General features: G+C 65.4%; 24 protein-coding genes. 19 read left to right on the top strand and 5 right to left on the bottom strand.

All coding sequences use genetic code 11. From position 1 onward, the window contains the following. Positions 1–283: 283 nt before the first annotated feature. Positions 284–514: a DUF3079 domain-containing protein gene (locus tag ACG97_RS02310; RefSeq protein ID WP_047965797.1), complete on the bottom strand. Its 231-nt coding sequence runs from the start codon at positions 512–514 to the stop codon at positions 284–286. 276 nt (positions 515–790) lie between these two features. Between ACG97_RS02310 and ACG97_RS02315 the strand changes: the two genes are divergently transcribed. From ACG97_RS02315 to ACG97_RS02365, 11 genes are all read left to right on the top strand, one after another. After that, a complete protein-coding gene (locus ACG97_RS02315) occupies positions 791–1555 on the top strand; it encodes a transporter substrate-binding domain-containing protein (RefSeq protein ID WP_047965698.1) in 765 nt (254 codons plus the stop codon). A gap of 248 nt (positions 1556–1803) precedes the next feature. Next, entirely contained in the window at positions 1804–2463 is a 660-nt protein-coding gene (locus ACG97_RS02320; protein ID WP_156167869.1) for a hypothetical protein, read from the top strand. A gap of 16 nt (positions 2464–2479) precedes the next feature. Beyond that, positions 2480–2992, top strand: a complete 513-nt coding sequence (locus ACG97_RS02325) for an Lrp/AsnC family transcriptional regulator (RefSeq protein ID WP_047965699.1) — start codon at positions 2480–2482, stop codon at positions 2990–2992. 87 nt (positions 2993–3079) lie between these two features. Next, a complete protein-coding gene (locus ACG97_RS02330) occupies positions 3080–4147 on the top strand; it encodes a homoserine dehydrogenase (RefSeq protein ID WP_047965700.1) in 1068 nt (355 codons plus the stop codon). Further along, positions 4144–5559: an aldehyde dehydrogenase family protein gene (locus ACG97_RS02335; RefSeq protein ID WP_047965701.1), complete on the top strand. Its 1416-nt coding sequence runs from the start codon at positions 4144–4146 to the stop codon at positions 5557–5559. The genes ACG97_RS02330 and ACG97_RS02335 overlap by 4 nt, the downstream gene beginning before the upstream one ends. A gap of 95 nt (positions 5560–5654) precedes the next feature. Then, positions 5655–6452, top strand: a complete 798-nt coding sequence (locus ACG97_RS02340; RefSeq protein ID WP_047965702.1) for an ABC transporter ATP-binding protein — start codon at positions 5655–5657, stop codon at positions 6450–6452. Positions 6453–6480: 28 nt separating this feature from the next. Beyond that, a complete protein-coding gene (locus ACG97_RS02345; protein ID WP_047965703.1) occupies positions 6481–7257 on the top strand; it encodes a transporter substrate-binding domain-containing protein in 777 nt (258 codons plus the stop codon). 48 nt (positions 7258–7305) lie between these two features. Further along, complete coding sequence (locus ACG97_RS02350) at positions 7306–7983, top strand: ABC transporter permease (protein WP_047965704.1); 678 nt, start codon at positions 7306–7308, stop codon at positions 7981–7983. Positions 7984–7994: 11 nt separating this feature from the next. Further along, a complete protein-coding gene (locus ACG97_RS02355; RefSeq protein WP_047965705.1) occupies positions 7995–8681 on the top strand; it encodes an ABC transporter permease in 687 nt (228 codons plus the stop codon). Between the two features lie 35 nt (positions 8682–8716). Next, the gene (locus ACG97_RS02360; RefSeq protein ID WP_047965799.1) at positions 8717–9886 is read left to right on the top strand and encodes a PLP-dependent aspartate aminotransferase family protein; all 1170 of its coding nucleotides are present in this window, start codon (positions 8717–8719) and stop codon (positions 9884–9886) included. Positions 9887–9930: 44 nt separating this feature from the next. Next, positions 9931–10368 carry an Lrp/AsnC family transcriptional regulator gene (locus tag ACG97_RS02365; RefSeq protein WP_047965706.1) on the top strand — a complete coding sequence of 146 codons (438 nt, stop codon included), beginning with the start codon at positions 9931–9933 and terminating at the stop codon, positions 10366–10368. Positions 10369–10584: 216 nt separating this feature from the next. Here the strand turns inward: ACG97_RS02365 and ACG97_RS02370 are convergent, their stop codons facing one another. The 3 genes from ACG97_RS02370 to ACG97_RS02380 form a co-directional block, all read right to left on the bottom strand. Continuing rightward, entirely contained in the window at positions 10585–12315 is a 1731-nt protein-coding gene (locus tag ACG97_RS02370) for a hypothetical protein (RefSeq protein ID WP_156167872.1), read from the bottom strand. Between the two features lie 2 nt (positions 12316–12317). Then, a complete protein-coding gene (locus tag ACG97_RS02375; RefSeq protein ID WP_156167875.1) occupies positions 12318–14138 on the bottom strand; it encodes a hypothetical protein in 1821 nt (606 codons plus the stop codon). A gap of 66 nt (positions 14139–14204) precedes the next feature. Next, positions 14205–16163 (bottom strand): autotransporter outer membrane beta-barrel domain-containing protein, encoded by a 1959-nt coding sequence (locus ACG97_RS02380; RefSeq protein ID WP_162198991.1) that lies wholly within the window; start codon positions 16161–16163, stop codon positions 14205–14207. A 244-nt stretch (positions 16164–16407) separates the two neighbouring features. Between ACG97_RS02380 and ACG97_RS02385 the strand changes: the two genes are divergently transcribed. The 8 genes from ACG97_RS02385 to ACG97_RS16825 all read left to right on the top strand — a co-directional run bounded on the left by ACG97_RS02385 (position 16408) and on the right by ACG97_RS16825 (position 23163). Next, positions 16408–17001 carry a TIGR02466 family protein gene (locus ACG97_RS02385; RefSeq protein ID WP_162198992.1) on the top strand — a complete coding sequence of 198 codons (594 nt, stop codon included), beginning with the start codon at positions 16408–16410 and terminating at the stop codon, positions 16999–17001. Positions 17002–17209: 208 nt separating this feature from the next. Then, positions 17210–17806, top strand: a complete 597-nt coding sequence (locus ACG97_RS02390) for a phosphoribosyltransferase family protein (protein WP_047965711.1) — start codon at positions 17210–17212, stop codon at positions 17804–17806. Next, positions 17787–18407: a phosphoribosyltransferase gene (locus ACG97_RS02395; protein ID WP_047965712.1), complete on the top strand. Its 621-nt coding sequence runs from the start codon at positions 17787–17789 to the stop codon at positions 18405–18407. Before ACG97_RS02390 ends, ACG97_RS02395 begins: the two co-directional genes overlap by 20 nt. A 415-nt stretch (positions 18408–18822) precedes the next feature. Beyond that, positions 18823–19626, top strand: coding sequence for a DUF4239 domain-containing protein (locus tag ACG97_RS02400; RefSeq protein WP_156167878.1), 804 nt, complete (start codon positions 18823–18825; stop codon positions 19624–19626). Positions 19627–19735: 109 nt separating this feature from the next. Further along, positions 19736–20311 carry a paraquat-inducible protein A gene (locus ACG97_RS02405; protein WP_202902685.1) on the top strand — a complete coding sequence of 192 codons (576 nt, stop codon included), beginning with the start codon at positions 19736–19738 and terminating at the stop codon, positions 20309–20311. Positions 20312–20445: 134 nt separating this feature from the next. Beyond that, positions 20446–20943, top strand: a complete 498-nt coding sequence (locus ACG97_RS02410; protein ID WP_238377236.1) for a paraquat-inducible protein A — start codon at positions 20446–20448, stop codon at positions 20941–20943. Next, positions 20924–22573: an intermembrane transport protein PqiB gene (locus ACG97_RS02415; protein WP_238377237.1), complete on the top strand. Its 1650-nt coding sequence runs from the start codon at positions 20924–20926 to the stop codon at positions 22571–22573. Before ACG97_RS02410 ends, ACG97_RS02415 begins: the two co-directional genes overlap by 20 nt. After that, positions 22570–23163: a membrane integrity-associated transporter subunit PqiC gene (locus ACG97_RS16825; protein WP_053068034.1), complete on the top strand. Its 594-nt coding sequence runs from the start codon at positions 22570–22572 to the stop codon at positions 23161–23163. Before ACG97_RS02415 ends, ACG97_RS16825 begins: the two co-directional genes overlap by 4 nt. Here ACG97_RS16825 and ACG97_RS02425 read toward each other — a convergent pair. Further along, positions 23160–23447 (bottom strand): hypothetical protein, encoded by a 288-nt coding sequence (locus ACG97_RS02425; protein ID WP_156167882.1) that lies wholly within the window; start codon positions 23445–23447, stop codon positions 23160–23162. The genes ACG97_RS16825 and ACG97_RS02425 overlap by 4 nt on opposite strands. Positions 23448–23559: the final 112 nt, after the last annotated feature.

Consider the following 23559-nt stretch of genomic DNA (forward strand, 5'->3'; position numbering starts at 1 on the left):
CACCCAGCCTGTTGCGTACGCATCATTTCAGCAATCCCCGCGCCCCACAACGGCCGGCGGCGCGCTTGATGCGGCGCAACAATCGACCAGACACGAAAAATTGTCCAGCCTTATCAATGAGATAAAATTTTTTCTTACTGGAAAGGACTAGCGGTGACGGTGCCGCTTCTGTACAGCGATGTCACCTGTACGCAAGTGGCGGGCGGTGCGGCCGCGCCTGGCCGCGGTCGCGATGGGCACGGGCCGGCGCTGGCTTGCGGCCAACCTTTGCCCGCGACGGCGTTCAGCTGCCGCTGGCGACAGGCGGCGTGGCGGGCGCCGGCTGCGCCGCATCGTCGTCCGGGGTGATGCCCCAGTCGCCCCACAGATACCAGTCGTCGCCGAGCATCTCGGCCGGGTGCTGGGTGCGGCCGGAACCGTTGCCACACTGCAAGGAGCTGGCCGGACAGTACTTGTCGCAGCCCCAGCAGATGCGCTCCGGGTGCTTGGGGTGCAGCGGGAATTTCTTGGCCATGGCGGGGTGCGGGCGTGGTGCCGGGAAGCCGTCCCGGCCCGGTGTCGCGCCGGATGGCGACGGGTCAGCGGCCATTGTAGCCACCCGCGCCAGCGCGGCATTGATGGCAGTCAAGCGCCAGAAATGCGCCGCCGCCGGATTTTTCATGTCGCACTGGCAAAAAAGCCGCACAAATGTATACACAATTGACGCACGGTTGGCACGCGTCCGCGATTAAGATAGAAACAGCCGCGGAGTGCGACACACACCGCAACGACAAAGGAAAACGGAGACAACATGAACTACAAACACCTGCTGGCGCTGACCGCCATCTGCTCGCTGCCACTGCTGGCCCAAGCCCAAACCATCCGCATCGTCACCGATGTCAGCTACCCGCCGTTCTCGAAACAGGCCGCCGACGGCAGCATCACCGGCTTCGACCCGGACATCGCCCGCGCCATCTGTACCGAGGCCAAGCTGCAGTGCGAACTGAAGGCGATGGACTTCGACGGCATCGTGCCGGCGCTGCAGGCCAAGAAGTTTGAAGTCGCCATCGCCTCGATGAGCATCACCGCGGAACGCGCCAAGATCGTCGATTTCAGCGACATGTACTTCAACGTGCCCGGCCGCCTGCTGGCCAAGGAAGGCACCCAGATCAACGACGCCTGGTACAAGGGCAAGAACATCGGCGTGCTGCGCAGCGCCGTGCAGCAACAGGAAGCCAACGACAAGCTGAAGCCGAAAGGCGCGCAGATCAAGGTCTACGGCAAGATCACCGACGCCTTCCTCGACCTGTCCAGTCAGCGTCTGGACGCGGTATTCCTGGAGTCCACCGTCGGTGAGGAAGACTTCCTGAAAACCGGCAAGGGCAAGGGCTACGCCTTTGTCGGCCCGGTGTTCAACGATCCGAAGTACTACCAGGGCTGCGGCATTGCGGTACAGAAAGGCAACAAGGAACTGCTGGCCAAGATCAACGTGGCATTGAAGAAAATCCTGAAGGACGGCACCTACAAGAAGATCCAGGACAAGTACTTCAGCAACGACATCTACCCGTTCAAGTAAGCCCCACCGGCACCAGGCCTGAACCCCGCAACCCGCACCCGTCCCGGTGCGGGTTTTGTTTTGTCGCGGCCAACGTTTGCCGCCGTCATCAACGCAGCCAGACGGAACATAAACCGGAAAATTTGCGCGTCTGCGTAACAAAAGCGCATCACATTGCGCTTTCGCCGCGATCGCTCTCTGCATAATGACAGTCAAGGTGTCGCTGCCACAGCCCGGGTCCGGGGCGGCAGCAAGACGGGAGGGGTCGTATGCGTGAACCATTTTCTGCCGGCGAATTGCCGTTGCTGCACGACGGCGGCGTCGCGATGCCGCCCGGCCCGCAGTGGCGCTGCCGGCTGTTGCCGGCCCCCGGCGTCGCCGGTCACCCGCTGTCTGCCGCGCAGCGGCAGCACGCGCTGGCACTGCTGCAGCAATTGCGCCCGGCCGGCATCCCGCTGACACCGCCTGTGCCGCACCCGGCGGGCCTGTGCTGTCACGCCGCTGCCGACGCCGACGGCCGGGTGCAGGCCTATGCCCTGCTGCGCGCTGACCGCAGTGTGGAAATGGTCGCCGTGCTGCCCACCGGCTGCTGGCCGCCGCACGCGCACGCCTGGTGGCCGGGGGTGTACGAGATTCCGCTGTTGCAACAAATCCCCCCGCTGCTGCTGCCGCTGGCCGGCGCGCTGGCGCTGCCAACCCCCTGCTCGCTGCAGATGACGCTGCTGGCGCTGCAGGGCAGCGCGCTGATCGCCAAGCGCCAGCAAGGCTCGGAACGGGCCTATCCGCTGCCGCCGGGCGTTGACCGCATCGAACTGCCGGTGGTGCGCCTGGACGGCGGCGACGCCGAGCGCAAGCGCGCGCTGATCCAGGCGCTGGACCAGGTGCGCCGCTGTGCGGGGGCCGACACGGCCACCGCGTTCTATCTCTAATTTTCCGGTACCCGCCATGAGCACAACGCTTGATTCGTTCGACCAGAAAATCCTCACCATCATGCAGCGCGACTGCTCGGTCAAGGCAGAGGTGATTGCCGAGGCCATCGGCCTGTCCGCCTCCGCCGTGCAGAAACGCCTCAAGCGGCTGCGCGCGGAAAAGATCATCACCGCCGAGGTGGCCGTGCTCGACCGCGCGCTGGTCGGGCGGCCGATGAGCTTTGTCGCCGCCATGGAAATCGAGCGCGACAACTACGACACCGTCAACCGCTTCCGCGAGTGGGCGAAGCAGATCGACGCCATCCAGCAGATCTACTACGTGACCGGCGCCGCCGACCTGATCGTCATCATCACCGCGCAGGATGTCGAGGCCTACGACCGCCTGACGGCGCGGGTGATGGAGAACAACCCGATGATCCGCCGCATCACCACCAACGTGGTGCTCAACACCCTGAAAACCTCGCTGTTCATCCCGGTGGAAGGCGACGGGCAAAGCGCAGCCGATAGCAGCCAGATCGCAACAAAATAATCTTTTTTAGCTTCATTTTGTCGATTGTTGGCGCCATTTTGCCGCCGTAACATGAAGTTCCACACTCGAACACGAAGGGATCTAGCGATGACTTTCCGATTGGCACTGATTGGTTTCGGCGGCGTGAACCAAGGCCTGGTGGCCCTGCTCAAGGCCAAGCAAGGCAAGCTTAACGGCCTCGACTTCCGCATCACCGCGCTGGCCGACCTGCGCCTGGGCGTGGTCAGCAATCCGCAGGGCATCGATCTCGACGCGCTGCTGTCCACCGCCGACAGCGGCTTCGCCACCGACGCGCTGCGCCGCGACCCCGCCACCCGCATCAGCGAGCATATCGACCTGGCCGCCACCCTCGAGCTGGTCACCGCCGACTACGTCGACGTGGTGGTCGAGGCCACCTTCACCGACCCGCACACCGGCGAGCCGGCGCTGTCGCACTGCCGTGCCGCACTGAGCCACGGCAAGCACGTGATCACCACCAACAAGGGCCCGATCGCGCTGGCACAGCAGTCGCTTGCCCAGCTGGCTGCGGCCAACGGCGCCGCCATCAAGTACGAGGGTGCAGTGATGAGCGGCACGCCGGTGCTGCGCCAGATCAGCACCACGCTGCGCGGCTGCGAGATCAACGGCTTTGCCGGCATCCTCAACGGCACCTCCAACTTCGTGCTGGAGCGGCTGGCGCAGGGCCACGACTTCGACGACGCGGTGCGCGAGGCGCAGGCACTCGGCTACGCCGAAGCCGACCCCAGCGCCGACCTCGGCGGTGGCGACGTGCAGCTGAAAGTGGTGATCCTCGCCAACACGCTGTGGCAGGCCGGGCTGACCCGCGCCGACGTCGCCTGCCGCGGCATCACCGGCCTCACCAGTGCCGACATCCAAGCCGCGCAGGCCGCCGGACGCAGCTGGCGACTGGTCGGCGCCGCCACCCGTCACCCCGACGGCAGCGTCAGCGCCAGCGTCGAGCCACGCGAACTGCCGGCCGGCCACCCACTGGCGGCGATCGGCGGCGTCACCAACGCCATCACCTTCGACACCGACGTGCTGGGCGGCGTCACCATCAGCGGCCCCGGCGCCGGGCGCGTGGAAACTGCCTTCGCCGTGCTGTCCGACCTGATCGAGCTGGCCGGCCAGACCCGCGGCCAGGAGGTGCAAGCATGAACGCGCCACTCAAACACCAGGCCATGCACTGCGAAGTGCAGTCGCCGTTCGACGGCAGCGTGGTCGGCAGCGTCGAGCTGACCGCGGTCGAGGAGCTGCCGGCCGTCGTGACCCGCGCCCGCCACGGCGCAACGTTGGCCGCAGCGCTGCCGCGCCACCAGCGCGCCGAGTTGTTGCAGCGTGCCGCGACCATGGTCGAACAGCAGGCCGCCGAGTTTGCCCGCACCATCGTGCTGGAGTCCGGCAAGGCGCTGCGCCAGGCGCGCAAGGAAGTGGCGCGCTGCGTCAACACGCTGCGGCTGTCGGCGGAGGAGGCCAAGCGCCACGGCGGCGAGATCATCCCGTTCGACGCCTACGCCGGCGCCGAAGACCGCAGCGGCTATTTCACCCACGAACCGCTGGGCGTGATCCTCGCCATCACCCCGTTCAACGACCCGCTCAACCTGGTCGCCCACAAGCTGGGTCCGGCGCTGGCCGCCGGCAATGCGGTGATCCTCAAGCCGTCGCTGCTGGCGCCGCTGTCGGCGGTGCGGCTGGCCGAGTGCCTGTGGCAGGCCGGCGTGCCGCGCGACGCGCTGCAGCTGGTACACGGCGGCAGCGAGGTGGCCGCGCCGCTGGTGCGCGACAAGGCGATCCGCATGGTCAGCTTCACCGGCGGCCCGGTCAGCGGCGAAGCCATCACCCGCGAGGCGGGGCTGAAGAAGCTGGCGATGGACCTGGGCGGCAACGCGCCGGTGATCGTGATGGCCGACTGCGACCTGCGCGACGCCGCCGAATCCTGTGTCTCCGGCGCGTTCTGGGCCGCCGGGCAGAACTGCATCGGCACCCAGCGCCTGCTGATTGCGCGCCCGGTGTACGAGCTGTTCACCCGCTACCTGACCGAGCTGACCGCCGCGATGCGGGTGGGCGACCCGCTGGACGAAGCCACCGACATGGGGCCGATGATCAGCGAGGCGCAGGCCTGCCGCATCGAAAGCTGGGTGGACGAGGCGATCGCAGAGGGTGCCACCGTGCTGTGCGGCCACCAGCGCCAGGGTGCGCTGTACGCGCCGACCATCCTCGCCGACGTGCCGACCACAGCCCGCGTCTGGCGCGAGGAGGTGTTCGCGCCGGTGGTGATCGTCGCCCCGTTCGACGATCTGGATAGCGCGCTGGCTGCGGCCAACGATAGCGACAGCAGCCTGCAGGCCGGCATCTTCACCAGCCATCTGGAAACGGCGCTGGGGGTGGCGGAACGGCTGCAGGCCGGCGGGGTGATGATCAACGACTCCTCCGACTTCCGCTTCGACGGCATGCCGTTCGGCGGTTTCAAGTACGGCTCGCTGGGACGCGAGGGGGTGCGCTTCGCCATCGCCGAGATGTCGCAGCCCAAGGTGATCTGTTTCAAACGCAAGCGCCTGGGCGCGCACTAGAAAGCGGTTCCAAGTCGTCGTGCCGGCGGCGCTGCCGCCGCCGGAAGTTGCACACAAAAAAAGACGTCCACAAATCGAGAAAGAGAGGATCACCCATGACATCCCTAGCCCATCCCGCTTTTTCGCCGCCAGCGCCGGTGCTGGCCATCGAGGACCTGCACAAGTCGTTCGGCAGCGTCGAGATCCTGAAAGGCATCTCGCTCACCGCGCACAAGCACGACGTGATCTCGATCCTGGGTAGCAGCGGCTCCGGCAAAAGCACCCTGCTGCGCTGTATCAACCTGCTGGAAACCCCGGACGCCGGCCGCCTGACCATCAACGGCGAGCATCTGGAGATGAAGGCGACGCGCGATGGCGGACTGACGCTGGCCGACCCGCGGCAGATCACCCGCATCCGCCGCAAACTGGCGATGGTGTTCCAGCAGTTCAATCTGTGGGCGCACATGACGGTGCTGCAGAACGTGATGTTCGTGCCGCAAAAGGTGCTGGGCCTCGGCCGCCAGGAGGCCGAAGCCAAGGCGCTGGAGATGCTGGAAAAGGTGGGCATGGCCGGCAAGTGCCACGCCTACCCTGCCCAGCTCTCCGGCGGCCAGCAGCAGCGGGTGGCCATTGCCCGCGCGCTGGCCACCGACCCGGAAGTGCTGCTGTTCGACGAGCCGACCTCGGCGCTGGACCCGGAGCTGGTGGGCGAGGTGCTGAAGGTGATGCGCGCGCTGGCCGAGGACGGCCGCACCATGCTGGTGGTCACCCACGAGATGGGCTTTGCGCGCGAAGTCGCCAGCCGCGTGGTGTTCGTACACCAGGGCAAGATCGAGGAAGACGGCTGCCCCGACGAAGTGTTCACCCGCCAGCAGTCGCCACGGTTCCAGAAATTCCTGTCCAGCATCCTGTGATTGCCGCCCCCACCCAAAGGAAATTGCCATGAAAAAGCTCGTGTTCTCCGCCCTCACCGCCCTGACCCTGATCAGCACCGCCCACGCGCAGCAGGTGGTCCGCATCGGCACCCTCGCCGACTACGCCCCGTTCGAATACAAGGACGCCTCCGGCAAGCTGCAGGGGATGGAGATCGAAATCGGCAACAAGATGTGCACCGCGATGAAGGTGACCTGTCAATGGGTGACCATGGACTTCGACGCGCTGATCCCGGCGCTGAAGGCCCGCCAGATCGATGCGGTGCTGGCGCAGATGTCGCGTACCGCGGAGCGGGAAAAGTCGGTGGACTTCAGCCGCATCTTCACCACCGCGCCGGTGCATCTGGTAGCGAAGAAAGGCAGCGGCATCAGCCACCAGCCGGCCACGCTGCGCGGCAAGACCGTCGGCGTGCAGACCGCCTCCACCCATGAAAGCTATTTCCGCAACCGCCTGCCGACGAGCAGCAGCGGCATCAACGTCAAGGTCTACCAGTCGCTGGACGCCGCCTGGCTGGATCTGGAATCCGGTCGCATCCAGGCGGTGTTCGCCGACAGCACCGTGGCCCACGACTGGCTGGCCAAGAGCGGCCAGCAGGCGGGCTTCGCCTTTGCCGGCCAGGCCATCACCGATGACGCCATCTTTGGCGCCGGCACCGCCATTGCCGTGCGCAAGGGCGACAGCAAACTCAAGGCGCAGTTCGACCTGGCCATTCTCGGCGTGCACCAGAACGGCTACTTCCAGACCGTCAACAAGCGCTACTTCCCGTTCAGCATCCTGCCGCAATAACCCCACCCGCCGGGCCGCCAGCACGGCGGCCCGCACTGGAGACTCTCCATGGCTGCACTATTCGACTACAGCACCCAGCTGCTGGAAGGCGCCGGCCTGACCCTGGAACTGGCGTTCACCTCGCTGTGCTTCGGCCTGCTGCTGGGGCTGGCCGGCGCCGCTGCCAAGATGTCGGCACTGCGCTGGCTGCGGCAGGCCGCCTATCTGGTCAGCAACGTCCTGCGCGGCATTCCCGAATTCCTGATCCTGCTGATCTGCTACTTCGGCCTGTCCAATCTGATCAACACCCACTTCGCCGGCACGCTGAGCCTCAGCCCGTTTGCCGGCGGCGTGGTGGCGCTGGCGCTGGTATTCGGCGCCTACGCGTCGGAGGTGTTCCGCGGCGCCTTCCTGGCGGTGCCCAAGGGGCAGCTGGAGGCGGCACGCTCCTACGGCCTGTCGCGCTGGCAGATCTTCTGGTGCGTGCAGCTGCCGCAAGCGTGGCGCATCTGCCTGCCCAGCCTCAACAACATGTGGCAGAACCTGCTGAAGGACACCTCGCTGGTGTCGATCGTCGGGCTGGAGGACATGCTGCGCAAGGCCAGCATCGCCGCGCAATTCACCAAGCAGCCCTTCGTGTTCTACGCCGCGGTGGCGGTGGTCTACCTGTTGCTGCTGGCCGTCTCCAACCCTGCGTTTGCCTACTTTGAAAAGCGCGCCAATCGCGGCTATGCCACTCCGGCGTGAAAGGAACCCTCATGGATCAACTTGCTTCGCTGCTGAGCCTATCGTGGCCGGCGCTGCTCGACGGACTGTGGATCTCGCTGCAGTTGCTGCTGTTCTCCTGTGTCCTCGGCTTCGCGCTGGCGGTGCCGCTGGCGGTGGCCCGCACCTCGCCGCGGCGCTGGATCGCGCTGCCCTGCCGCCTGTTCATGTCCGCGTTTCGCGGCACGCCGCTGCTGGTGCAGATCTTCATCCTCTACTACGGCCTGGCGCAGTTTGAATGGGTGCGCGATTCCGTGCTGTGGCTGCTGCTCGACGACGCCTTCTCCTGCGCGCTCTTGGCGCTGACGCTGAACCTGGCGGCGTACATGGCGGAAGACATCCGCGGCGGCATTCTCGGCGTGCCGGCCGGCGAAAAGGAGGCGGCCACCGCCTTCGGCATGAGCCGGCTGATGGTCACCTGGTACATCGTGGTGCCGCGTGCCATCGGCATCGTCGCGCCGACGCTGGGCAACGAGATCGTGCTGCAGCTGAAATCCACCGCGCTGGCCAGCACCATCACCGTGCTCGACCTCACCGGCGTAGCGCGACGGCTGTCGATCGAGGCCTACACCACCGACGCGCTGCTGCTGGCCGGCCTGCTCTATATCGTCATCGCCGCCGTGCTGTCGCTGCTGATCAAGTACGGCGAAGCGCGCCTGAACCTACACCAACCGCGCTGACCGTGTCCGCGCGCAACCAACACAGCGAGAACAATATGGACTATCAACTGGAAACCATGGTGATCCATGCCGATGCCGACGTCACCAGCGAAAAGGGCGTCGCGCCGGCCATCCACTACTCGGCGGTGTTCAAGGCCGAGGACAGCGCCGAGTTCATCGCGATGTCCAGCGAGCCGCAGCACCCGCGCAACTACACCCGCTACGGCAACCCGGTGCACGAACGGGTGAAAACCGTGATGGCGCAGCTGGAAGGCACCGAGACGGCACTGGTCACCGCCTCCGGCATGGGCGCCATCGCCACCACGGTGCTGGCGCTGGTCAAGGCTGGCGACCACGTCATCGGCCAGCGCCGGCACTACATGAGCACCAGCAAGCTGCTGGACGACATGCTGCCGCGCTTCGGCATCGAGGTGACGCTGGTAGAACAGGAAGACGCCGCCGCCTTCGAAGCGGCGATCCGCCCCAACACGCGGCTGATCCTGCTGGAAAGCCCGGTCAACCCGGTGCTGATGCTGACCGACATCGCCGCCGTCACCCGCGTGGCCCGCGCACACGGCATCCTGACCGTGGCCGACAACACCTTCTCCTCGCCGATCAACCAGCGTCCGCACGCGCTGGGCGTGGACATCGTGATCCACAGCGCCACCAAATACCTGGGCGGCCACCACGACATGAGCGGCGGCGTGATTTGCACCAGCAAGGCGCTGGCCGAGGAAATCTGGCACACCCACATCACGCTGGGCGCGGTGCTGTCGCCGATGGACGCCTGGCTGCTGCTGCGCGGCCTGCGCACACTGCCGATGCGCGTCGAGCGCATCAACGCCAATGCACTGGCACTGGCCCGCTTCCTGGAACAGCAGCCGCAGGTCGAGCGCGTGTACTACCCGGGGCTGGAGAGCCACCCGCAGCACGAACTGGCGCGCACGCAGATGCAGGGCTACGGCGGCGTGGTGGCGTTTGGCGTGCGCGGCGGCTATGCCGAGGCCGAGCGCTTCGTCGCCGCGCTGCAGATCCCGCACAACGCCGGCAACCTCGGCGGCGTCGACTCGCTGGCCATCCACACCGCCGCGATGTGGGCCGGCACCATGAGCCCGGCGCAGATGCAGGCCGCCGACATCCCGCTCAACTTCGTCCGCTACTCGGTCGGCATCGAGAATGTCGAAGACCTGAAGCGCGACGTACTGCAGGCGCTTGCCACACTGTGACCCCTAGCGGGCGGCGCCGCCGCCCGTTCCGGAGCTGACCGACCATGAAACTCGACGCCATCGACCAGCACATCCTCGACGAGCTGACTGCCGACGCCCGCATTCCGCTGGCGACGCTGGCCACCCGGCTGGGCCTGTCGCGGCAATCGGTGCGGCAACGCATCGACCGCCTGGAAGGGCAAAAGGTGATCAGCGGCTACACCATCCGCCGCGCCGGCAACGCCAGCGCGCACGCGGTACGCGCGGTGATGCTGGTCTACCGCAAGGACCGCATGCGCGGCGCCGATGTCACCAGCGTGCTCGCCAAGATCCCGGAAGTGGTGGAGTGCGCCATCCTCAGCGGCGAGATCGACCTGATGGTGCGGCTGGAGGCCGACTCCCACGAGCGCATCAACCAGATCTGGAGCCAGATCAGCACCCTCGCCGGCGTGCAAAACATCAACACCTGCTTCGTGCTGTCAACCCTGGTGCAGCGATCGTGAGACGGCCGCGTTCGCGTGAGGGATGATCAGCAAGGTTGGCCGCAACAGCGATTTAGAGTCGCTAACAAAACCTCGCAGCGCACCTGAGCCAAGGCGCGCCGACGCAGGCAGTACAAGTAGTACGACAAGGAGGCGCAACGCAGGATCAGGGGTTTTGTTAGCGGCTCTTAGTACAGCCGCGTGCCGATAACGCCAACCGTGTGTGACCTTCACGGCTCAGGCATCCGCACACTGCAATACCCGCGCCACCCGATCCAGCGGCAGCGCCTCTTCTCGCCACTGCTCTGGCGTGACGGCGATCATCAGCGCGCCGACGCTGCGGTCGCTCAAGAGCGCCAGGCAGCGCTGGTACAGGCTGTCGCAGGCCAGGTGATGGCGCTGCCCGGTGGCGTCCTCGCTGTGCTGTGCGGTGGTGAAGTAGCACGCCACCCCGGCACGCTGCAGCTCGTCGCGACGTTGCCGTGCCGCCGCCTCGGCCATGGCACCGCCGACGAACAGCTCGACCGGGATACGCCCCCCTGTCGGGAACAGCTGCTGCATCAGCCGCGGCATCGCGTCGCGCGAACTCTGGCTGGCGCCCAGCGCCGGCGCGGCATTGATCTCGTTGATGATGGCGCCGTTGGCATGCCAGGGCTGGCCGATGTCAGGCGTGATCATGTCGATGCCGGCCACCTCCAGGCCAAACAGCGCCGCCGCACGCAGCGCCAGCGCCAGATTGTCCGGGTGGGCGGCGGCCAGCATGTCTTCGTCGCGGCCGCCATCGGCCGACGATTCGATCGCGCGCAATGCGATCCACTCCCCCGCCGCCGGCACCGACGTCAGCTGCAGCCCCGCCTCGCGCAGGCAGGCACGGGTGTCGTCATCGGCCCGCAACGGCGGCGCGCGCCGCCACGGCGGCAGGGCCAGCTGCTGCAAGTTGGCCGCATCGATCAGCGCCTGGACGCTGTGCACACCATCGCCTTGCACCGCCACCGGCAGGCGCTTGACCACATACATCACCCGCCCTCCGACCACCAGAATGCGATGGCAGACGCCGGGGGCCTGCTGCTCCAGCAGCAGCGGCCAGCCAAAATGCGCGGCCTTGTCCAGCGCCAGCTGCAGCTGCGAGCGGTTGCCGATCCCGGTGCTGACACCTTCGCCACGATCGCGCGCCAGCGGTTTCACCACCAGCGGCCAGCCCAGCTCCTGCGCCGCGGCACTGGCCTGCTCGCCGTTGCCGGCCAGCCGCTGCACAGCCGTGGGCAGCCCCGCCTGCCGCAACCACTGCGCGGCCAGCTGCTTGTTGCCCGCCGCGCGGATGCCGATCGAGGAATCGCTATCCAGCCGGCTGGTGAAGGCGTGCCGCAGATGCACGCCCCAGCCCAGCTGGAACACGCCGTTGCCCTCGTGCCGCCACGGGATGCCGGCGTTGGCCGCAGCCTGCAGCAGTGCCATGCCCGATGGCGCGGCTATGGCGTGCGGCAGCAGCCGCGGCAGGGTGCCCTGCACCAGCGACTGGAAAAACGCCGCCACCGGATCACCGCCTGCCGCCTGCCATGCCACCGCCTGCAGCCAGCGGACACAGCAGTCACAGGCCTGCAGCAGCAGCGCGGCCGGTACGCTATCCAGTTGCGCAAAAGCGATATCACACTGCCAGGTCGCCGCCCCATCCAGCGGCGGCGTGATGGCCAGCACCTTGCCGTCGGCCAGCAGCGGTATGCCGCAGGCGCGCAACAGCGCCGGCGTGGCGACGGCAATGCGCCAGGCAAGGCGCTGCAGCTGCGCCTCGACCGGATCATGCGCTGCATCCGGCAGTGCTGGCTCGACCAACGGCTGCTCCAGCCAGGCGTGCAGCCAGCCATCGAGCAATGGCCAGTCCATGTCGACCGGCAGCGGGCCAAGGCGGATGCTCAACACCTGCTGTGGCTGCCGGACCGTACCGTCAGCAAGGGAGGGCAAGGTCGTCATCGTCATTGCTGCGCCTCTCCAGCGGGTGGCAGATACGCTTGCAGCAGCGCCAGCCATTGCCCGGCATCCACCGGCGCTTGGCCGCACGGGGTCTCGGCCACCACCTCCAGCCGCGAAATGCGGTCGAGCGGCAGCCCGGCCACCAGCCAGCGGCCGTTGCTCACCAGCAGCACGGCCTGCACCCGCGGCTCCAGCAACAGCGCCTGCAGCCGGTGAGCCGCGTCTCCCGTCATCGCCAGCGGCTGGCCGTGCGCATCGAGACAGAACTCGTCCGTGCAGATAAAGCAGCTGATGCCCTGCGCCGCCCACGCCGCCTGCCGCTGGCGTGCCGTTGCCAGTGCGGCCGCGGCGCCGAGATAGACCTCGACCGGGATGCGGCCGCCAGCGGGCCACAGCTGCCGCAGCATGGCAGGCAGATAGCGCCGGTATAGCGTACCGGCGCCCAGCTGCGGCGCATGATTGACCTCGTTGATTACCGCGCCGTTTTCATGCCACGGGCGCCGGATATCAGGCGAAATGATGTCCACCCCGGCCATCGCCAGCCCCAGCCGGCGGGCGGCACGACAGGCCAGCGCGATGTTGTCCGGATGTACCAGCCGGGTCACATCCTCGTCCTCTGCACCGTCGATATTGCTGGGGATGTCGCGCAGGAAGAGCGACGTGCCGGCGGGCGGGATGCTGTGCCAGTCATGGCCCTGCCGGGCGAGGCAAGCGGTCGCGACCTGATCCTGCGGCAGCGGTGGCAGGCGCCACCACAGCATCTCCTCCTGTCGCCGGCGGTTCTCCGCAGCCAGACAGTGTGCGAGATCATGGCGGCCATCGGCGACCAGCGCCGCCGGCCGGCGGCGCATCACGAACAGCAGTTCGCCATCCACCACCTGCAGGTGATGGGTATCGCCGGCGACCTGGCGCTCGACAATCACCTCGCCGGCCACGGTTGCCGCCAGCCGGAAGGCCTGGCGGGCGTCGGCCTCGCTCGCCACGTCGACGCTCACCCCCTGCCCGCCCTCGCCGCTTGCCGGCTTGAACACCAGCGGTGCCGCCATGTCGCGCCATACCTGTACCGCATCGGCCTCCGTCGCCACCAGCCGCTGCTCCGGCACCGGCATGCCGGCACTGGCCAGCCAGCGCCGGGTCAGCACCTTGTTGCCGCTGACCTGGATGCCGAGCATCGAATCCGTCGCCAGCCCGCCCTGCTGCAGCCGTCGCGCATGACCGCCCCAGCCGATCTGGTAGCCGCCCTGCCCCAGGTGCTGCCACGGCAGTTTGGCCGCCGCGGCGGCGGCCAGCAGCGACAAGGTGGTGTCGTCGGTCGGATTGTGCCGGCACAACGGCCCGATCAGCGTCGCTTCCAGTTGCCGGTACAACACTTCGCTCGCGGCAAAGTGGCCGGGGTTGGCCAGATAGCCGCTCAGCACGATAGCGGCGGCCTCGTAACAGCGTGTGACATCCGCCGCCGGAAAATAGGCCACTTGCGCAATCGCCGCCTCTACCTGCCAGCCATCCGCCACCGCCGGCAGCAGCCGCGTGATCACCCCCGGCGTGAATACCGGGATGCGTGCCAGCCGCTGCAGCTGTGCGGCCAACTGCAGCACGCGCCAGGCCCACTGCGCCACGCACTGTTCGCCAGCCGTCCACAGGGGGTCCAGGGCAGCGGGCGTGAGCGCTAACCGGAATGTCGCCGCCAGCCAGGCGTCGGCCGCCTGCCAGTCGGCGTCTGGCGCCAGCGCCGCAGAGCGGAAGCGGAGGGTCTGAACCGGCTGGGACAGCCCGTAGCGGTAAACCGGCGAACGGGCAGGCTGCAACTCGAGTATGTAGGTCATGAAAAAAAGCATAAAAAATGGCAGTGGCGCGCGCCACTGCCATGGTCAGTCATAAAACCGGCTGGCTTAGAACATCCAGCGCAGTTTGACCGACACGGTCTGGTTCAGGAAGTCGGTCTTGTACAGCGCATCGTAACGGCCGGTGATTTCCATGCCGCTGGCGGTTTTGTGGGTCAGGCCGAAGCCGCCACGCACCTGCCACGGGCTGGGTTCTGCACCGTAGGTGACAAATGCCGCATTGGGCGCACCAGCAAAGGCCGACACGATGGACGAGCGCTCGTTGAGGGTATCGTAACCGACGCCGAGGTTGGCCTGCAGCTGGGTGCCGTTGCCAAGATCCTTGTTCAGCTTGCCTTCCAGCGCCAGTACCAGTGCGTCCGACTTACGGCTTTGCACCTGCAGGTTCAGTGCGCCGGCACCGGTTTCGCTGTAGGCCTGATCCTTGATCCAGGTGTAGTCGGCACGCAGCGACGGAATGACCGTGGTACTGCTATCCAGCGCATAGCTGCGACCGATACCCAGGCCGGCATGCGCGGTGAAGCTGTCATAGTCGGAATAGGCCGTGGACTGGGTGAACGCGATCCGGCGCTCGCCCTGCGAGTTGCCCTGGCCAACGTCCACCTGGAAATTCAGGTTGGTGCGCTCGTCCAGGCTGTAGCTGCCGTAGCCGACCAGCTGATAGACATCCACTTCGCTGCTCTGCTTCGCGACCGTGGACTTGCCGTCGATATCGATATTGGCATAGGCCAGCGCGCCACCCAGACGCAGCTGTGGCGACAAGGCACCGTCGACCCCGAGCGTCAGACCACGGGTGCGCGCATCATAGCCGGCCACGCCGTCACGGTTTTCCTGCTCCGCCCAGGAGCCGAACGGTTTTACCCACACATAACGGTCGCTGAACGCCTGGTCACCGGCCGACAGGCCGGTACTGCCTTCGATACGTGCCTGCACGATCTGGTTGACGCTGGACAGCGCATCCTGCGTCGCGGCGATGGAAGCACCGGTATGCAGCGGCAGGGTCTGCGACACCGCGTCGGACACTTCCTGTGCCGTAGCCAGCTGGCCCAGCGCATCGACCACTTCTTGCAGACCGGTGGCACCGGAGTCCAGCACCTGTGCCGCGCCCAGCCCCGGGGTATTGCTGTTGTCACGCGCCGCCTGCTCTACCGTCAGTGCGCGCACGGCATCGATATACAGGGTGTTGGAGAGCACCCGCTGCTCGAAGTTGAACAGCGCACTGTTGTCGGTGATCTGCGAGAAGGTGCCGTTGAGGGAGCTCGACCCGTGGATGATGCCGAAGGAGTTGAGGCCCGAGCTCAGGCTCAGGCCGCTGTTGGCTTTCACGTCCACATCCAGCGTGCCGTTCAGGTTAACGTTGGCCGCCTGCAGGTAGCTGTAGCTGCCCTCGTCACTGGTGGAGACAATGGCGACCCGCAGCGTGGCACCGGACTCCTGGCTGAAGGTGCCGCTCAGCTGCGCTGAACCGGCGCTACCGCTATTGCGCAGGTCGTCCTTGTCGGCGCCATTCTTGAGCGTCACCACGCCACCGCCAGCATTGGTCAGGTTGGTGGCGACGATGGAGCCAGCGATCTGGCCCTCGTTAAAAATATTGACGCTCTGCCCCGGGCTGCCTGCACGGTTCACCGCATAGTTCTGCCCCACCATCATACCGCTGCTGTTGTTGTTGATCTGGGTGCTGTAAGTACCTGAGGTATCCTGCACATAAATCGCAGTATTGCCGGTGATGCGGCCACTGTTGTCAATGGAGGTAGAAAACTCGTTGCCAGTGCTGACCGTAACGGCAGTGCTGCCGCTCACATCGATGGCACCGGCAGAGCTAACGGTCAGGTTGCTACACACCGTCGCCGCCGTGGTTGTCTCGGTGGTGACGGAGGTAGCGCAGCCGACCGCTTGCGCCGAACCGGCGGCCAAGGCAAAACAGGCGGCGGCAGTGGCCAGCACCAGCGGTTTTTGCTTGCTGGCAGGTTGGCCGCAGGCAGGACGGGCAGAGAATGGGGTGGGCATGGCTATTCCTAAGTCTGGTACAGGTGGCGACATTGTGATTACATAAAGACAACTTGAAAATAAAATGTCATAACATCGAGCAATTTATTATCCCTACTGTGGTTTTCCATACTCGAAAACAGGGATGACAGCCCGCCAATACAGGCGTTGCGTCGCCAAGGGCACAAACTGCCTGCACATGACCACCACAGCAACACTGCCGGTATGCAGCGCACTTTATAAACAAACTTTGAAAAATACCTCGATGCCGCAACTCAATCTTGCCCACATGGAGCTGTTTCCGACCCGGGTCTGGTCGGTCAGCCTGTCAACCCTGAACGAGCACGTGCCGCAATGGACAGCACAGATCGAATCGTGGCGGCAGCAGAATCCGGTTGCGGAGGGACGCTCCAACCGCATGGGCTGGAACAGTACGCAGACACTGTTTGACGACCCGCATTTTCTGCCGCTGGCACAGGCGGTGCGCACCGTTTTTGATTTCATCCTCAACGAAATGGGCCCGCCACTGCATCGCTACCAGCTGAAAGCCTGGGCCAATGTGCACGACGCTGGCGGCTACAATACTTTTCACAATCACGCCGGTGCGCTGCTCAGCGCCTGTTACTACCTGAAGGTACCCGCCGGCAGCGGGCCCATCGTGCTGCGTGACCCGCGACCCGGCGCGCTGTTGTCACCGTGGCAGGGCAGCTTGCGCCCCAACGCCGGCAGCGAAATTTCCATTGCCCCGGAAGCCGGCCAGCTACTGGTGTTCCCCAACTGGCTGGAACATGGCACCGAAGCCCATGCCGGCAGCGAGTCGCGCATCTCGATCCCGGTCAATGCCGTCCTGGGCATCTGACCCGGGGCTTCCGTGACACGCCGCCCCCGGCTTGCCCGCTGCCAGGCCGCTTGCTATACACAGGACAGCCCGCAACAACAAGGGCGATGCCATGCGCGCATGACGCCCGCCTTGTGATAAAGGCAGCAGGAAACGCCGCGCGCGCCCGCTTGCGGCCAACCTTTCGATGCGGCCGCTGGCACCAACTTGCAGCGAGGTGACTCCCGCCATGACACCCGGTTCACGAACCTGCCTGTTTGACGCGGCGCAACTGAAGGATCTGCTCGATGCCATGGCCGCGCGGAGCGCCGGCTTGCTGCGCGGCCGGCAACGCGTGGCGGTGATCGGCATCCGCCGCCGTGGCGCGCCACTGGCCGACCTGCTCACCGAGCGGCTGGTGGCGGTGCATGGCATGGCGCCGCCGTTGCGGCTGGACCTGCTGGTCAAGCGCTACGCCGACGACCTCACCCTGCTGCACCCGGAAACACAACTTACCGAGCAGGCGCAACACGCGGCGCTGGATCTCTCCGGCTACACCCTGCTGGTGGTCGACGACGTGCTCTACAGCGGGCACTCCATCCTGAAGGTGGTGACTTATCTGGTGCAGAAGCAACCCGCCGCCATCCGGGTCGCCGTGCTGGTGGAGCGGGCCGGCCGCTGTCTGCCGCTGGCCGCCGACGTGGTCGGCACCCGGCTGGAGATTGCGCCCCCGGACATCATCGAGTGCCATGTGCCGCCGTTTGAAAGCGACTTCAAGATCGAGCTTTTGCAGCCCGATCGCCCCACTGACCCGGACGGAAAACGCCATGTTTGCAGACCGCGATGATGCCGCGCGCCAGTTGGCCGCACGGCTGCAGCCCTACAGGGGCCAGCACCCGCTGCTGCTGGCCATCCCGCGCGGTGCGGTGCCGATGGCCAGGTTGCTCGCCGACGTGCTGGACGGGGATTTCGATGTCGTGCTGGTGCGCAAGCTGCGCGCGCCGCGCCATGCGGAAACCGCCATCGGTGCCATTGACGAAAGCGGCTGGACCTACCTGGCGCCCTACGCGGCGGCGATGGGCGCGGATCAGGACTACATCGAGCGCGAGAAACAGACGCAGCTGGCGACCATCCACGCGCGACGGGAAAGCTACACCCCGATCCGGCCGCCGCTTGATCCCGCCGGCCGGCTGGTGATCGTGGTCGACGACGGCCTGGCGACCGGCGCCACCATGCTGGCGGCACTGCACGCGCTGCGCCACAAAAAGCCGGCGCGGCTGGTCTGTGCCGTGCCGGTGGCCTCGCCCGATGCGCTGGAGCTGGTGCGCCCGCTGGCCGACGAGGTGGTCTGCCTGCACGCGCCGCCCTACTTCCAAGCCGTCGGCCAGTTCTACCGCCACTTCCCGCAGGTGGAAGACGAGGAAGTGATCGCGCTGCTCGGCGGCTGAAGCCGTTGTCGCCGCCGAACGAATCTGCTGACGGTCGCAAGCCGCAGCCGTTGCCGGCAACAGGCGGCACAAACCCGCCGCCTTGCCACGCCATAGTCTTGCACCCGTCCTGGCTTCATTAGACCTTGACAGTGGTTCCGCTCTGCCAACATAATTTTACCAGACGGTATAGTTATTTAACGGGTAACGGGGCAAGCGGACACGCTGCGTGCCGACTTTGCCGTCCCTCTTTGGTGCGAAATGTCCGCCCCTGCCATCGTCTGGTATGGAACGGAGATCGAAGCACGCGTAACGAGGACAAGAACGGACAATGGGCAAACCGTAACGACTCGTTCAACAAGGTGGCCATGCCCCGGTTACCGGACTTCACACCAGGAAGCCGCCAGGCTGTAACGATAAATAAGATGGGGTGTCTATGAGTACGCTGAGCCGCTGTGCCCTGGTTGCCCTTATGGTGCTTTGTTTTGCGATTCTTGGCATGTCCATTCATGAATTCATCCCGTTCCAGATGAGTTTTCCAATGGACATGGCCCGTTCCATATCGGGCCTGGTTGGCACGCTGTTCGCTATCGTTCTGGGTTTGCTGGTGTCGTCATCCTACAATGCCTTTAACGGTCATCAGGCCGACTTGAATTCACTAGTAACCGTCCTGGCCAATATCGATCTGCTGCTAAAGAGATTCCAAGCCAAGGACAATGCCTCTCGTCACATCCTGAGGGAAATTGTCATCGCCCTGCATTGTCGCTACTGGCCTGAAAAAAATGGCACGCACTGGAAAAAGGTCGGCTATGCCAATCTTTCTGACGACATCGATGGCATGATCGAGATCAACAAGATCGCGGAAAGCATGCCCGGCGTAACGCAAGATGACATTAATGCCATCCGGCAACTTTCCAGTAATTTTGTAACCACTCAATCCAATATCATCAGAAACCTGTCGAACCAGGTTCCGTCACTGTTGCTATTCATCATTTTTGGCTGGGCATGCCTGTTGTTTTTTCTATATGGCTGTACAGGTGAGGCCAGCTTGTTTTCTGCTTTTCTGCTGTCCATGGGGTCCTTGGCCGTTGCCAGTACAAATTTCCTGATACTGGAATTAACCCAACCCTACCATGGCATTTTCAAGGTCTCGAGCGCGGCGCTGGATTTACTGATTGACTCCATGAACAAAGACCAACAAGAACTCTCGTCAAATAAGCAACCCGCGACATTCATTTGAATGATTTTTATCTGGTGCCTGCTTTTCAAAAAATGCCCAACATCCAATGATGTCGAATCGTAAAAACAGCACGCATCATCACGCCAAGACCGCCTGCCACGAATGTGACTTGCTGCAGGTACTGCCGGTTGCCGTCACGCAAAACGTGGTCTGCTGCCGCTGCGGCGCACTGCTGCATCGCGCGCCGGGTGATCAGCCGCAGACCTCGCTGGCGCTGGTGTTGGCCACCCTGTTCGTCTTCGCGCTGGCCAATGTGTTTCCCGTGGTGGGGCTGGAGGTGGGCGGGGTGCGCACCGCCACCACGCTGCTGGGCACCGTCTCTCAGCTGATGCGTCAGGACATGCTGCCGGTGGCCATGCTGGTGCTGTTCACCGGTGTGCTGCTGCCGGGCATCGAGTTGCTGGCCTTGCTCTACCTATTGCTGCCATTGACGCTGGGCCGTGTGCCGCGCGGCTTCCCCAGCGTGATGCGCGCGATCCAGATGCTGCACCCCTGGGGGATGGTGGAAGTATTCTTGCTCGGCGTACTGGTGTCGCTGGTCAAGTTGGCCCATCTGGCCCAGGTGCACCCCGGCATCGGGCTGTGGTCGTTTTTCGTGCTGATCGTGCTGCTGGCCACCAGTGCCAGCCGCTTCGACGCGGCCCTGCTGTGGGAGCGATACGAAGCATGCCGCGCTATCCGCTGAATTCCGCCGCCGCGCGCGGCTGGTGGCATTGTCACGCTTGCGGCCTGTTGTGCCGGGGCGTGAATGAGCGTCTCGGCACGGCGGCCGTCTGTCCACGCTGCGGGGCCGAGGTGAGGGCGCGCAAGAAGCGCAGCGTGGAATACGCCTGGGCCTTCCTGCTGGCGGCCATCATCTGTTATCTGCCCGCCAATCTGCTGCCCATCATGGAAACCGTCATGCTGTCCGGTACGCAGAGCGACACCATCATGAGCGGCGTGGTGTTCCTCTGGCAAAGCGGCTCCTGGCCGCTGGCACTGGTGGTCTTCATTGCCAGCGTGCTGGTGCCGCTGCTCAAGATTCTGGCCATGCTGCTGTTGCTGGTCACCGTACAGTGCCGCTCGCGCTGGGCGCCGCGACAACGCACGCGACTGTACCGCTTACTGGAAGCCATCGGCCCGTGGTCGATGCTGGATATTTATGTCGTGGCGCTGCTGGTGTCGCTGGTGCAGCTGCAGTCGCTGGCCAGCATCAAGGCCGGCCCTGGCGCCATGGCCTTCGGCGCGGTAGTGGTGCTCACCATGCTGTCCGCCATGTGTTTCGACCCCAGGCTCATCTGGGATCCCATCGAGGTAAATGATGATCGACAAGCGTGACGACGCGCCGGACGAGCCGGTGCAACAGGAATTGCCGCAGGCCAGGCTGGAGGAACGACGGCGCTGGTCACCCTCGCTGGTGTGGCTGATCCCGGTGGTGGCCGCGCTGATAGGCGGCTACCTGACCGTGCAAGCCATCCTGTCGCGCGGCCCCACCATTACCATCGCTTTTCACAACGCCGAAGGCCTGGAGGCCGGCAAGACGCGCATCAAGTACCGGGATGTGGACATCGGCGAGGTGACCTCGGTAAAAGTGAGCGAGGACCGCAAGAGCATCATTGCCACCGCGCAGATAAGCAAGGAAGCCGAGCCCTATCTCACCAGTGACAGTCGCTTCTGGATTGTCCGGCCGCGCATCGCCGGCGGCAGCGTGTCCGGTCTCGGCACCCTGCTGTCCGGCGCCTATATCGGCATGGATGCGGGGCGGAGCAAGACCAGCAGCCAGCGTTTCACCGGTCTGGACGTGCCTCCCATCATCACCGGCGACCTGCCGGGCAGGCAGTTCGTGCTGAAATCCGCCGATCTCGGTTCGCTGGACATCGGCGCGCCGGTGTACTTCCGCCGGGTTCCGGTAGGACAAGTGGTCGCCTACGCCCTCGACAAGAGTGGGCAGGGGCTGGACCTCACCGTCTTCATCAACGCCCCCTACGACCGCTTCGTGGTGCCGGATACCCGCTTCTGGCACGCCAGCGGTGTAGACCTTTCCATTTCCGCCAACGGGCTGAAGGTAAACACACAGTCTCTGACGGCCATCGCGCTGGGAGGCATCGCCTTCGAGTCGCCCTCCTCTGGCGAGAACGCGCAGCCAGCCGCCGCAAACGCGGTATTCGGCCTGGCAGAAACCCGCGATGTGGCCATGCGCACGGCGGATCACGAGGTGTATCCGATACGGCTCAAATTCCAGCAGTCGGTGCGTGGCCTCTCCGTGGGTGCGCCGGTGGACTTCCGTGGCATTGTCATTGGCGAGGTGACGGCCATCGGCCTGGAACAGGACAAGGCGCGCAAGGATTTCAACATGCTGGTGGATGTGCGCATCTTTCCCAGCCGCTTGCTGGCCATGTCGAGCAACCTCGACAAGGACCGCAGCCTTCGCCAGCAACTGTCGCTCAAGCAAATGGTGACAAACGGCCTGCGCGCCCAATTGCGCTCCGGCAGCCTGATCACCGGCCAGCTGTTCGTGGCGCTGGACTTCTTCCGCGACGCCAAGCCGGCACAACTGGGACACGAGCAGGACATTGACGTGATGCCGACCATCCCGGGCGATCTGGAAGAGCTGCAGGCCATGATGCAACGCATCGCCCGCAAGCTGGACAAGATGCCGCTGGAATCCATCAGCGCAGGACTGGACCAGTCCGTTCACGAGTTGCGCGCCATGCTGGCCGCCACCCGCCAACTGATGGGCAACATCGACGACAAGATGCTGCCGCGGGCCACGCAAACACTGGACAAGCTGCAAAAGACGCTGGACGACACCCAGCAAGTGCTGCAGGCCAACTCGCCGCTACAGCAGGACATGCGCAACGCCGCGCTTGAGGTCAGCGAAACCGCGCGCAGCGTCCGTGCCCTGGTCGACTATCTCGACCGTCATCCCGAAGCACTGATTCGCGGCAAGCAAGGAGACGCCCAATGAAATGCCGCTTCGCACTCCTTGCGGTACTGATGCTGGTGGGCTGTGCCTCCGTGCCAGCCACCTTCCATGACCTCGCCGCCATCGCACCGGCTCCGGGCGAGCTGACTTCCGGCGCCAGTCTGCTGGTGGGGCCGGTGACCTTGCCGGCTGGCGTAGACCATCCCCAGCTGGTGCTGGAACAGCCGGATGGCCGTTTGCTGTTGGCCGAGGAGCAGCGCTGGGTCGCCAGCCTGCCGCGACTGCTCGCGCAGGCGGTGGCCCTGGATTTGTCGCGCCAGTCAGGCCTGGGCACCGTGTACGCTTGGCCGCAGCCCGGCTTGGCGCAGACCGATTTTTCGCTCCTGCTTGATGTGAGGGTGTTCCGGCTGGCCCCCGGCAAGGAGGCCGAGCTGGAGGCTGGCTGGCGCCTGCTTGCCAAGGGACGGGACCGGCCGTTGCTGACCGGGGTGTTCCACGCCAGGGAGGCCGTTACCGGTGGCCAGGTGAGCGATGTGGTGAAAGCACAGGCGCGACTGCTTGACCGGCTGGCCCAGTTCCTGTCCGCGAAATTCTGTGAGCAAATACGTTTGTCCCCCGCTGGGGCGTTTTAATGGAATGCACCTTGCCGGAACCGGCAACGGGGCGGCACCGTGGCCTCGCCGCTGATCGATGCGAGCGCACCATCGACGGCCAATCGATCGGCCGGGGCGCTGGACACCGCGATCCCCCCGAAGGACTGGCCAAACCAGCCATCAACGGCGGCGTTGTCGGCTTTGCGCCTGGCACCGGGAGCGAAACCGAAGCGGACTGGCGGGGACACGAAGCCGAAACGGGTGCCAAGCGAGGTTAGCGACAACAGCGCGGCGATGACGACAAGCGCCAGCGTAGTCGCCACCAACCGCAGAGGCGGCTGGCTTTACAGCGCTGAAACCGTTGTCACCGCCGGACGGGACAGCCCGGCGGCATCCGCCGGCAACCCCGAACCACCCTGGCGCCGCGTCAGCCGC

It is taken from the genome of Vogesella sp. EB (genome assembly GCF_001037925.1).
Taxonomy (GTDB): domain Bacteria; phylum Pseudomonadota; class Gammaproteobacteria; order Burkholderiales; family Chromobacteriaceae; genus Vogesella; species Vogesella indigofera.